Origin of the sequence: Serratia sp. JUb9 (assembly GCF_014298095.1) — a bacterium.
Taxonomy (GTDB): domain Bacteria; phylum Pseudomonadota; class Gammaproteobacteria; order Enterobacterales; family Enterobacteriaceae; genus Serratia_B; species Serratia_B rhizosphaerae.
Genome location: NZ_CP060416.1, coordinates 1,774,218 through 1,786,762, shown reverse-complemented (window position 1 = coordinate 1,786,762; position 12,545 = coordinate 1,774,218). Strand labels below are relative to the sequence as shown.

The window sequence follows — 12,545 nt, the reverse complement described above, 5'->3', positions numbered from 1 at the left end:
CATGCTAAGATTTTACTCGTCAACATCGTCGAAAATACTTCGTCCTGAAGACAAATTTGTACTCTGGGCTTCTTCTGTTTCTAATTCTTCGTAATCCACTGCCTCGGATTGCTTCTGCTTCAACATATCTTTCTTAGCTTCGATTTCACGGATGAATTGTTCAGATTTTTGCCATTCATCTTCATCATAAAAATCCGCACAATAAAGTTCATTATTCTCGTCACGAAATCGCTCCAAAAGGCGTATGACATCGTAGAATGCTTCGTCTACATCATCATCTGTACCCCAGGAATCCTCTATATCTTGGATTATTTCATTCATGTTAGAGTAAAACCCGACTTTTTGGACTGAAAGCCTGGCTGCATTCTCTTCTTGCGAGAGTAAAACTCCGACAAAGTCGGCATCGATGAAACAATCTGAATGGTTTACTGTGGCAAGAACGCTCAGCCTGTCCAGTACTTTTATTCTGAGCTCATCACCCAGTAGACCATTTGCATTCAGCCTACCCAATATTGTAAGGCTATTATCGTATCTTCTCGCAGAGTTTATTAAATCAAGCAAATTAGCCTTTGTCTTGTTGTTATTGAAATAAAGTCCCAAGAATTCAGGTGAACACCTGCTTGCCAAAAATGAGAGTATTGGCTTACTGATGGAGGCTCTGTTGCCACTAGGATCGATGATGTCCAGAACGCTGTTGAACATACTATGTGGCACAACCAGTTTTATCCCCTCAATCCCCATATCCCCACAACTGATTTCCTCGATTAATCTTTCCTTTGTGACTCCGGAAAGGTAGATATCGATGAGTTCTGGATTACCCGAAACATCAGTTGCGAAAGCATCGCGAATGGTTGGATGGCGGAATTTCCAGTAGTGTTCGTCTTGTGTTTTGCTAATTCTGATGAGTGAATCATCTAATGCTGACAATGCAGCTTTTACGTCGCCAAGATTTGATTGCATGGACGTGATGATATTGGTTGTCTGAGGGTTTTCTAACCGCAGTGGGATTGGTAGTTCCCCTCCATTAGCAAATACGAGGGCTAAGGCCGCTCTTTCAGCGGGTGCAAGCCCACCAATAATGTCTGCCATGATCCCCGTGGGATTTGAGAAAAAATCAACGACCCCAACTTCGTTAGGCACAAGCTTATTCGTGAACTGTGGATTGGCGAATCTCCGGGCAATTTCCGGAAGAAATTTGGGCACTGTTACTACTGACGGTAGAAAACTCTTAATTGCCCTTCGAAATGCTTTAGTCTGTTTCCCAAGCTTCAGGTGGTTGTACAGGATCATGGCTTTTTCAGGATCGGAGAGTTTCTCAACTTCAATTGTGACTCGGCTGTCTTTAAACAACTCGAATTTATTTGTATTTAAGCGATTCTGGGCTGCACGGAAGATATAGCTGCGCGAAGTGAAAATCACTCGCGCTCCCTTATGTATAGCAGCTTTCAACTTAGGGAGCCTTTGATTCCACTCTTGGACTCGGTTAAAGTCACAATGATTAGATCCAAAAGCATCGTCAACCCAAAAAAATTGTCCTGGATCGTCTGGGTTCCATTGCCTATCCAAATCTTCCGGCGAACTTAAAATCAGCGTTTGCAACCCCCACTCATCAGCCGCTGAGAGCGCTAACAAATTAGCTATCATAGTCTTACCACTTGCAGGTTCACCTATAAGCATCACGAATCCGTGATCCCTGAGAGCGTGTGCACAACGTCGGTATGCCTCTGTGGGGACGAAGCATGCAAGATCTGGTGCAATCGAATCGAGAACACTTTTTGCTTGCCGGAATGCCTGATTTGTAATTATCTGGGAAAGGTCACCAAGACCATATATTCGGGGTACCATACGCCTAAGACTTGGGTGTAAGGATATGCTGTGGTTTATCCATTCGGCACCGTAAATCCTTGCGAACTTTGCACCAGCTTTCCGCATGTCCTCTTCCATCAAGGCGGCTGTTTCAGCGGAAACTGAACAATTAGTGAATAAAAGGTATACATCGGCCAGCCCTTTACTCACAAGCCGCTCAATCTTAGGAAGTTCATCACTAACAACTCCCTTTGAAAGCTTCATATCTTGCTTGCTGGAATGTTTACATTGAGTAGTAAAACTAATGCTGATGTCATCGCCGAAACCAGTTCCAGACCAAGTGCCATAGAAAGCCCCATCGCGGCCGCCATCAACGCCGTCAGAGAATACTTGAAATGTCTGCCCAAAGGTCTCTTTCAAGATACATGATACGAGATCCTCGAAAGCCTTCCATCCAAGTTTGTGGAGGTCGAACTGGATTGATTGCATTGTTTTTTTAGAATTTCGGATTTAATAGATACTTATTTTAAAGTGTATGTTGGGGATGTCTAGGGATTGATTACAAGAAGCGAGTAAGGTAAGTGTTTACCTAAACAAGAACTGCTGTTTGTTGTGGTTTACTGAATTTGGCCACCTGAACAGAGGTGATATGCTCATCTCAGAACAAAACAGGTGTCCCAATGAAAAGAAGAAATTTCAGCGCAGAGTTTAAACGCGAATCCGCTCAACTGGTCGTTGACCAGAACTACACCGTGGCAGATGCAGCCAGCGCTATGGATGTCGGCCTTTCCACAATGACGCGATGGGTGAAGCAGTTGCGCGATGAGCGGCAGGGAAAAATACCTAAAACCTCTTCCATTACTCCGGAACAAATTGAAATACGTGAGCTGAAGAAAAAGCTACAACGTATTGAAATGGAGAATGAAATATTAAAAAAGGCTACCGAGCTCTTGATGTCAGACTCCCTGAACAGTTCTCGATAATCGGGAAACTCAGGGCGCGTTATCCTGTAGCCACTCTCTGCCATGTGTTCGGGGTTCATCGCAGCAGCTACAAATACTGGAAAAACCGCCCTGAAAAACCAGACGACAGACGGACTGTATTACGAAGCCAGGTGCTTGAGTTACATAGCATCAGCCACGGTTCGGCCGGGGCAAGGAGCATCGCCACCATGGCAACCCAGAGAGGCTATCAGATGGGGCGCTGGCTTGCTGGCAGACTAATGAAAGAACTGGGCTGGTCAGCTGCCAGCAACCCACTCACCGGTATAAACGTGGCGGTCATGAGCACATCGCTATCCCGAATTACCTTGAAAGACAGTTCGCAGTGACAGAACCAAATCAGGTATGGTGCGGCCACGTAACGTATATCTGGACAGGCAAACGCTGGGCATACCTCGCCGTTGTTCTCGACCTGTTCGCGAGAAAGCCAGTGGGCTGGGTAATGTCGTTCTCACCAGACAGCAGACTCACCATGAAAGCGCTGGAAATGGCGCGGGAAACGCGCGGCAAGCCGGCCGGCGTGATGTTCCACAGCGTTCAGGGTAGTCATTATACGAGCCGGCAGTACCAGCAGTTACTGTGGCGATACCGGATCAAGCAGAGTATGAGCAGGCGTGGAAACTGCTGGGATAATAGCCCAATGAAACGCTTCTTCCGGAGCCTGAAGAATGAGTGGGTGCCGGTGACAGGTTATATTAACTTTAGCGAAGCAACTCATGCGATCACAGACTATATCGTTGGGTATTACAGCTCGCTAAGATCGCATGAATATAACGGTGGGTTACCCCCAAACGAATCGGAAAACCGATACTGGAAAAACTCTAAAGCGGTGGCCAGTTTTTGTTGACCATTACACTGTTAAACCCGCGGCGATTCATTCGGGCCTGCACCTCACAGGCCAGACGTTTACGCTCAGTGTTAATACTGCTCAATGTCAAAAGAGACGCCCTGACGAGGGTTACCATTCATGGTGATAATGCTCAGCAATGCACGATCGCCTGAGAGGGCCGAGAATTTTTGTCTCAGGTGGCGCCTCAGCGGGTCGCTTGCCGTCGTTAACACTAACCCAAGCCCCTTCTCCTGCATCGTCAGCATCCTGAAAATGTCCGTCATAGCCACGCGGTTCATATCATCCAGGTGAGCGACAGGCTCATCAAGGAAGAAGGTGCCCCCCAAGGTCCTTGCTCTGGCAAGATACAGGGACAGTGCAAGATCCTGCCGCTGCCCCTGACTGAAATAATCCTGCGTAATAAGTTCATCATCCGCTTTGTCACCTGTCAGTGCCCGCCATCTCAGCTTGCCGTCCTTTGCCACTTTCAGTCCATCGTAAACTTCATTGGCATGCATTCGTGAAAACATCTCCGAAGCAGGTTCGATGAGATTCTTAAGACTGAGGCTGGTCAGACGTTCGATTTCGGATGCTAGCTCATCACGGGCCTGCTCACCTTCCCGCTTTCTGCGTGTGTGTTCACCTATCCTGCGCTCCAGCGTCTCAATGCTGGTGCGAAGCGATCCCGCGCGACTAATAGTTCTGTGCAGATCCACGGCCCTCTGAGCCAGTACATATAGCGTCTCTAAGTGATTCAGGCGGTTCTGCATGCCTGCATGCGCCTCTTCACACTGGAGCAGATTCGCTTTTGTCAGGTCTGCAGCACTGACTTTTCTCCACTGAGTTTGGATGAACTGAAGGTCCGCAAGAACGGCAACAAGCTGTTCTTCTGCGGCCGTTATTTGTTGCAGGCTTTTAGAGACGTCTTCCCCGGTCTGCTTCAGCCCCATTTCGGATACCTGCTGCGCCAGCCGCGCCGTCCGGAGGGCGATGTCAGTATCATCCTTTATCTCCGCCAGCGAAGACTGCACAGACTGGCACCGGTCGTAGACGGATAATTCGACCACTGCGTCTGTATCCGTCTTTAGAAATGCTTCCGCGGCAAGTAGCCTCTCCCTGAACGCCGCATAACGTGCAGACAGCTCCAAGTGAGCAATAAACTGAGATAACTGTTCGGGTGACGATGAGGTTATTCCTCTCTCCTCAAAAAAGACACCATTGCAATGCGCCCTAAATGCCTCACTGAGCTTGCTCTCCGCTACGGCAAGGGATGCTGAAAAGGCGTCTGCATCACGCAATAAGCCTTCCTTTTCCCTGAGCGTCTCTTCCATGCCCGCATAATCACTGCGCATTTGCTCAAGCTGCACATTCAGCGCCTGTGCTTCAGGGGAAAGCCTGTCGCGGGCCGTACGTAACGCAGTTAATAAACGTTCATTTTTAACCCAGTCATGCGTGCAGAGCGGGCAACAGTTCCCCTGTACCTGACTGACAAGCTGCAATCCCAGTGCGTGCAGTTCAGCGGTCTGATCATCCAGCTCCCTGACCGAGGATGTCATCCGCTTAAGTTCATCCGCTGCCTGTTGTGCTTTAACACGTAACGCAACCACCTCATCCCGCGACACGCGCCTGATACGAGACTGCCATTCCTCACGAGCCTCTCCTGAAACATACACGCTGCGTGCCACCTCAAGGTAGCGACTCAGTTCTTCGTGATAGCCCTGCAACGCGCCTGACGGGATACCCTTTTCAAAATAGTTTTCAAGCAGCTGCGTATCCGTGAAACGGAGATTTGCGCTGACGCCCGCCTGCTGCATTATCTGAGCATAATCCTGCGCCGGGGAGCCTTGCGCAGCCATCCATTTCAGCCGCGTTTCCAGTTCCCGAACCTGACCGTCGTCACGCCGTTTTTGCTCCCCGGCATGCTGATGCCTCTGGTTGGCATCCTGCCATGCGCTGCGATGCACAAGGATTCGGGTGCGTAACTGCTGCTCCTCTCCGGATGCATGCTCAAAGGCTTCCCACCGGGCTGACACATCAAGACAGACGGCTCCGTAACTTTCCGTCTCACGTCTGTATTTCGCAATATCCGTTTGCGCACGCTTAAGGAAAGTTTCATGATTTGAACTGTCCTGCCCAGAATCCAAGCTGACGGCAAGCTGCGAAATCAGCTCAGCCGCATCTGATGCAGGTTCATTTGCTTTTTCAGCCTCATTGACGGCGCGGAGCTCTTCCCGGAGACGGTCTAGCCGCTGTGTCAGTTGGCTGACACCGGGCAGATACTGGAGATAACTGTTGATGGACTGCTGTAGGGGTATGAGATGTCCGTACCCCAGAATGTTGGCAAAGACCTGTGAACGCTGTTCGGCTTGCGATTCATCCACCAGCAGGGATAAGGCATTAGAATAAAGCCACCGGCTATTGCGAAGCCAGGCCTGCTTTGTCAGAACCGCCTGGGGACGGTTCTTGCCCGCACCAATTTCCTCCGGAGAGAGCAGGCTAAGAAGAGACAGGGTGTTGCATTGAGTGATGACCTGTCCGTCGGACTTCTCCAGTCCCTTCAGCGTGCGCGTTAGCCGGTACTGCTGCCCGCTAATAATGCAGTCTGCGGCAACAAAGGTTTCTCCATCCCCCCACTTACAGGTCAGCGAACTTTCTGAAACGTCAGGTAATATGCCCGTCAGTAACCACTCCACCGCCTGACAAAGCGTGCTTTTTCCCGTACCATTTGCGGCATAAATAACGGTCAGTCCCGTGTTAAGCGGAATGGTCACCTCTCCGGGTATTCCCCTAAACCGGCTGATCGTCACGTTTAATATCTGAAGATTATACATCGCTGCTCTCCCACTTACTTCCATGGTTCAGGGCGATAGCACGCGGGGAATTTCCCGACTCAAATTCAGCCAGAAGCGCTTGCGTGCTGCCTGTGACCCTAAGGTCTACGGCAGAGATTCCCCGCTGCTCCAGCGGGGCAAGCCCCAGCATTGTGACGCGACCGGTGCGTTTCCACTCCCCATTTTCCATCCACACGAAATGCTTTCTGACCAAACGGGTATTCTGCTCAACTTCTGTAATCAGGCCGTCAGGGACACCGTGAACTGACGGCATCGCATATACTACGCTTGCATCGATGACCCTGCCCTTGCCTTCACGAGCCCGGGCCATCGCGTCCGCAATCTTCTCGCTGACGATCAATTCTCTTTCCATCTGGTCAGGCTTCGCGTTTAGAGGCCACAGCAGCATGCAGGCATATTCGGATTCCCAGTAAAGACTGCCTTCAGACATACCCGTAAGGTATTCCACCGGCAATGTTTTCCTGAAGAATCCGGCAAAGGCCGCTTTTGCTTCAAATTCAGCAATCAGACTATCCATTTTTTACCGTCCATATACTGCTCAGATAGCACTCAAGCTCAGCCGGATCGTCATTTCGCGTCCGGCTGAGCAGAGGATTAAGGGGGAAAAGCCAGGCTCTGCGCGTTGAACGTGGCGCAGCGAAGGAGTCAGCCTCCGCCGCGGGTTCAGCAATATTGGCGCGAGTCAGATCCTGTCGGATTGAACGACCATGTGAAGGCAGGTCCTCTTCCACATCAGCAAACACGCTCAGGTCGCAATGCTCCCCCCCATCCTGTATCCACCGGGTCAGTATGGCGTCAACCTGCGTGTCACTCATTTCATCAGGTAACCATCCCATCACGGACTCAGGTGTCCCCACACCGTTCCATAAAAGATGACCCGTCACGGCATGATTACCGTTCCAGCTGACGCTGGGGTGCATTGAAAGGTAGCTTAGCGCTCTGATCACTTTACGCATGCCCCGGCGCTGTTGAAGGAATGTGTTCACCTGCGGATAGACATAGGACCTGGGCCCGCTCAGTGCATAATGAACAAAATAGCCGGCATAGGGGGGGTTACATGTCACCAGCGCGTGCCGAAATGCATTCACCCCCTCCTGTACAAGGAATTGCGGGGGATCAGTGAAGGGATCCAGCAGCACCCGCTGAAGCTCAAGCTGTATACCATCGCCTACCTCGTAAAAACACCCATTGTGCCATTGCCACATGTAACAGGATGTCGCGGTAAATTCATCACCCGCCGAATTAAACCTAAGGCAAAACATCGCAGAGGTCACGCTCTTATCCCGGATTAACAGGGCCGGTATCGGCCCGTTATCGGCGTGCAAAAGATCATCACCTGCACTGGCTGGGTAAATGCCTGAGGCATAACGTATGCCGTCCGTAATCTCCACCTGTGACTGATGGCAGAAAATGACCCCTAGAAAACGCTTCTGACGTAGGCTCTCAAAACGGCGGATTTGTGCGTTAAAATGCTCCTGTGTCAGCGCACAGGATGATGAGACCAGAAGGACGTTGGGTCGCCGGTGACCGTCATCAGCAATGCTCAGAGAGAGACGGTCATCCAGTACCGTGCCGGAAGAACCGGCCGGAGTGTAATAATCGGTGTTCAGAACGGGCCAGAGATTCACATCATTAAACGCCAGGCGAAGCGCGCGCCCTGCATAACTCAGAGCGGCATTGCAGTCGCAGGTTTCCAGTAAAATAAACCGGTGAATATCGCCCACACCGGACTTTACCCAGCACCAGCCCGCCTGATACTGAGCCCTTCCCGGGTAAAGGCCCTCGCTGTCAGCAGAAAGCCAGCCGTCGTTTTTCCAGGCGTTTAGCACGGTACCGGGCACGATGCCGCAGCCTGCCTGTAAAATAACGGTGCCCTGACATTCACTGATAAGCGCATCAATGGAGCACTGGTCAGCAGGGTCAAAAGCATTCGCGGGGCAGACCAGCATGACCGGATAGTTTCCGGCCACCTCGGGCATTTTATCTTTTAGGAATTCGCCCAGCATACGCACAGAAAGTCTTTCGCCCGCCGGAAAAATAAATGCGTTCAGCCGGCCTGCGGATAACAGGTTTTCATTTCCGTAATGGGTATAAACGTTTTCTGCATGCATGGCGCGTACATCCGCCGCAATAGCGCCCTCTGGATAAACCTCCCGGAAAAAATCCAGAACGCTCTTTTGAGAAAAATACACTTCACGGCGAAAATAGATGCCCATGAGGTTGTCGGACGCACGCACAAGTGGCGAGAGCGATTCACGGGTGTAAAGCTCAATATTCAGTCGCTCAAACTGCGGATGCACCATGTCATATAATGCCTGTCCGGTTTTTTCCTTAAGCAGCGGGGATTTTCTGAGCAACGCATATTTGTCGCGGACGGCAACCAGTGCTTTGAGGTAATCCGTTTTTCGGCCGATAAGATCGGCCAGCGCAGTAGGGTTTCGCTGGAAATACTGCTGTGTTTCGCCGTTAACGTTATCAGAAACTACGAGAATATAGCGAAATGGGAGACCGTCAGGAGGAAGCAAATCACTTATCACCAGACTGCGCAGGCAGATTTTTATCCACTCATCGCGAACTTCTGGCATGGTAAACGCTTTCGAACTGTACCGTTTACATTGCACGATGCCCGCAATCACTCGGTCTTTCATCAGCTGAACGTCGATACCGTTATCGGATCCATCGTTTATCCGAAAGGCCGTGTCATACCAGTCCCAGGTCGCCTCAACCTTTTTCTCATCAAATAAATCCCGGACGATTAATTCGAATGCTCTGGGGTCAAGCGTGCCAAAAGGCAACTGTCCGCAGTCATGAGCATAAATATCCCGGGCGTTGTTGTGAGCCAGCGCTCTCTCTCGATCATCGTCTTCATCGCTGTAAATACGAATACTGGCGTCCATTCACCATCCCTCAGACAACGTAGTCACTATTTTTGTGTCATTTTAAGATACTTTACTCCCACTTAAGCCGGGCACAAAGCCTGAAATGCTAAGAATTTCATCGCCATCAGTAACGGGGGTATTTACCGCACGCCATGTTTTAATGCCTGGCAGGGCTATCCCGAAGGGATGAGCTCCAGATTCAAAAATACACTTGCTGAGGCCTGCTGAATCAGAGGGGAATGTGCGTAAGCGTTATTTTCAGGAATTTCAGGCGCGTGGCTGGCAGGTCCTTGCGAGATTCGCAGTTGCCCAATGTTAAATCAATACGTTGGAGCGAATTCGGGTTAAAACCTGTGAGAGCCCGGGCGGCGCGACTGACCTTTCAGCTTCTACCTCCAGGCAAATAAGGCCGGCGAGAACGACTCACGAATCCAGCTCACAGGGGAATAAGTCATCAGAAATCGTTAATTTGTTATTCGTTATTGCACCCTCTTTTATCAGCAAAGACGTTCGTTTAAATTGAGAGCCTGAAACCGTATTTAGTCAGCACGCATTGAATCACCATTGTGATTACCAATCACTTATTAATCGCAAACAGCAATACTTAAGCAACAAATGATAGCCGGAGAGTGCGGGATGACGGATTAAAAACATCAAAACTATTAACTTCAGATAAAATTAATTTCTTTGATTTTCTAAATATAGAATAACACCACTTTTTTTATTAATGAGTCACAAAGAATATTTTTTATTTTCCTGCATAACCAGATTACCTCTAAGCAGGACATTATCCGTATAGTCTGGAACGATAATTATCCGCGTATACGCGTCAATAATCACCACTAACTGGTATATAAACTGCGGGCGATGCTGGAACGTCACGATTTGCCCGCCAGACTCATCTTTACAATCCCCAATCATGGGCTCAAACTGAATGAACCCCTGTTGCACTCCCTGGCAGGGGTCTAAACCGTTATGACCGACGACGGGAATAAAAGCCTGCCGTCATCCGCGAGCTTCCCTCTGCATGCTAAAATTCAATGACGCGTATGTTCTCTCACCATTCGCTTTGCCATCATCTGCTGTGGCTGCTTATGGCCCTTGTGCTGGGCGTGAGCATTCACAATATTATCCGCATCCTGCCCGTGGTCGCGTCAACGGATATACCTATCCTTCCCGTGCCCATTTCAGGCCATCACACAGTTAGGATTTCACCATGCCGAGACTCTCTCTTTAATGAAAAAAATGCCTGGTCTCCATTTTTTGTTGATGAAATGACGCACGAAGACCCGCGATTACCCGACGCACCGATCAGTGCCCTGCTTTTCAGCGTCAGAGGGCTCCTCTATGAGGACAAGAACACAAAATGTCTGATTATCCTTGCATCCGGCGCCGCACAGTTTATCGTTGCCGAAGGCGATGGACTTCTGGACAGCGAGGAGGCTGTCGCCCGTATTTTCTCTGACCGCGTGACCATTATAAAAAGGGGGGTTACGGATTGACCTGCTCCCCGCTGTTAGACACATTTGAGTCATTTAAGATGGCTCAAAAAGTGGTTGGTCCGGTTTACCGGGATGCTTACAAAGAAACCGGAAATCTCAAAAGTGCCTGGAACTAAAGCTGGGATACTTACAGGGTCAGTTTAGGGATCGGAAATGTTTGTACGTTAAGCACATTTTTTAACCAATCCAGATACGTAAGGGATTGATTTAGCGTCAGTGGCTATCGCTTTTAGGTTATCCGATTAAGACAAAATCCCCTCAAAACGCTGTATAGCGCGGGAGTACACTCTATTGCTACAGGTAAGCCTGTTCAAAAAACAGGCTTACCGTGCAATAATTCTACATATCCAAACTGACCCCTAGTAATACCACCCCATTGGCGCTTAAACTCACTGCAAGCCCGGACAACACTCCCACAACTGAAAAGTCTATGGGTACGGTACAGATGAGTGTTAATTGTTGTTTTGAGGCTGACATCCCTGACGTTGTTTCTCTAATAAATTATGAATAGTCTTGGTAAAGCCACTTCTGAATGCCGGAGTATATAACTCTCTTGCTTCTGAATTAAGTAATTCAAGATTATGAAAATCAATTTCTCTTTTTAATTCAGTTCCATGATAAAAAGATATATGCGGGATCGCCGGGACATCGAGCCTTGGAGAATGAATGAGTAACGGGCCAAGGTTCCTGGATGCTTTTACCACATCATCAACATTCCCTCTCAAGAAGCGATTGACAGCTGAAACAATTACATCAGCAGCTTGTAATCCTGATGATTTCGATGAATTACCGAAAATACTATACTGTTTTAGAATCTTACCAAACTGAAAGGGAAAAGAAGCATCTGCAACAGAAGAATGGTTTACACCAAATACTTTCATGCGTCGTTCCACTTCATCTTCAGGCATTCCAATACCAGCATCACTCACGCCAAAGTTTCTCTTGAACACCTCCATTTCTTCTGGCAAGTGTGGAATACCACGTGGCTCTCTGTAATAATCCAATTCAACAGTTTCAGGCATAAACTTTGAATAAAGCCATTCAAAGCTCAGAGGTGCGTTGTTTTTCCTGTCAAAAACCCATTCAAAGCGGGATAATTCTCGCGGATTACGGCGCAGATAAAAGGTAATGGTTTTATCCAGCATATGTGAAATCAAATACGACTGAATAACAACCTGATTATATTCCTGAATGCTTAAAGAATTGATGAGATTTTTTGTTTCTTCAAAAGAATGGTTAACCTCGGAAAACTCATCAGGCGTAAGGCCACCCCTGATTTTTTCAATATATCTAAGTCTGCCATCAATCTGTTGTTTCATGTGGAGACGGGTTAACTCATCATCTAATGATGTACGATTGACGGTCATCGCATGAAACGTGCAATCCAGTTTCAGTAAAGCGGTGATAAAATCGGCAAAGCAATCATGAGAAGGGTCTGGCCTTTTGAGATGTTTAATCTCCTCAGAAGAAGGCACGTTCAGTTTCGACTTAAGCTCCATTAATGCAGCACTGACTTTTTTTTCATTCTTATGGGGTACAGTTAACGCTCCAACTGTACCCCATGCTTTATCAATGGTGGCTAGATCGTTACTTGAACTGAATATCCCTGACTCATCAATATATATTTTCATTATAAATCCCTTTTAAATAACGTTATAAGACAGTCAAAAAAATAT

6 protein-coding genes and 1 pseudogene are annotated in these 12,545 nt (G+C 48.5%); 2 read left to right on the top strand and 5 right to left on the bottom strand.

The window, feature by feature from the left end; genetic code table 11:
- Positions 1-12 precede the first annotated feature (12 nt).
- Complete coding sequence (locus tag HF675_RS08360; protein ID WP_129639787.1) at positions 13-2,295, bottom strand: hypothetical protein; 2,283 nt, start codon at positions 2,293-2,295, stop codon at positions 13-15.
- Between the two features lie 191 nt (positions 2,296-2,486).
- Here HF675_RS08360 and HF675_RS08355 point away from each other — a divergent pair.
- Positions 2,487-3,654, top strand: a pseudogene (locus tag HF675_RS08355) (IS3 family transposase).
- Positions 3,655-3,725: 71 nt separating this feature from the next.
- Here the strand turns inward: HF675_RS08355 and HF675_RS08350 are convergent.
- From HF675_RS08350 to HF675_RS08340, 3 genes are read right to left on the bottom strand one after another with little or no spacing between them, the layout of a single operon-like run.
- On the bottom strand, positions 3,726-6,467 hold the full coding sequence (locus HF675_RS08350) for an AAA family ATPase (protein WP_227013032.1): 2,742 nt from the start codon (positions 6,465-6,467) through the stop codon (positions 3,726-3,728).
- A complete protein-coding gene (locus HF675_RS08345) occupies positions 6,460-7,005 on the bottom strand; it encodes a hypothetical protein (RefSeq protein ID WP_107759093.1) in 546 nt (181 codons plus the stop codon). The genes HF675_RS08350 and HF675_RS08345 overlap by 8 nt, the downstream gene beginning before the upstream one ends.
- Positions 6,998-9,385, bottom strand: coding sequence for an ABC-three component system protein (locus HF675_RS08340; protein ID WP_129639785.1), 2,388 nt, complete (start codon positions 9,383-9,385; stop codon positions 6,998-7,000). Before HF675_RS08340 ends, HF675_RS08345 begins: the two co-directional genes overlap by 8 nt.
- Before the next feature lie 1,022 nt (positions 9,386-10,407).
- On the opposite strand from HF675_RS08340, the gene HF675_RS08335 reads away from it, so the two are divergent.
- Positions 10,408-10,869, top strand: coding sequence for a hypothetical protein (locus HF675_RS08335; RefSeq protein ID WP_129639784.1), 462 nt, complete (start codon positions 10,408-10,410; stop codon positions 10,867-10,869).
- A 452-nt stretch (positions 10,870-11,321) separates the two neighbouring features.
- Here the strand turns inward: HF675_RS08335 and HF675_RS08330 are convergent, their stop codons facing one another.
- The gene (locus tag HF675_RS08330; protein ID WP_129639783.1) at positions 11,322-12,500 is read right to left on the bottom strand and encodes a DUF3800 domain-containing protein; all 1,179 of its coding nucleotides are present in this window, start codon (positions 12,498-12,500) and stop codon (positions 11,322-11,324) included.
- Positions 12,501-12,545: the final 45 nt, after the last annotated feature.

What these genes read in the sequence shown, in the direction of transcription:
- HF675_RS08360 (WP_129639787.1), bottom strand. Translation starts at nt 2,295, where the DNA reads ATGCAATCAATCCAGTTCGACCTCCACAAACTTGGATGGAAGGCTTTC.
- HF675_RS08350 (WP_227013032.1), bottom strand. Translation starts at nt 6,467, where the DNA reads ATGTATAATCTTCAGATATTAAACGTGACGATCAGCCGGTTTAGGGGA.
- HF675_RS08345 (WP_107759093.1), bottom strand. Translation starts at nt 7,005, where the DNA reads ATGGATAGTCTGATTGCTGAATTTGAAGCAAAAGCGGCCTTTGCCGGA.
- HF675_RS08340 (WP_129639785.1), bottom strand. Translation starts at nt 9,385, where the DNA reads ATGGACGCCAGTATTCGTATTTACAGCGATGAAGACGATGATCGAGAG.
- HF675_RS08335 (WP_129639784.1), top strand. Translation starts at nt 10,408, where the DNA reads ATGACGCGTATGTTCTCTCACCATTCGCTTTGCCATCATCTGCTGTGG.
- HF675_RS08330 (WP_129639783.1), bottom strand. Translation starts at nt 12,500, where the DNA reads ATGAAAATATATATTGATGAGTCAGGGATATTCAGTTCAAGTAACGAT.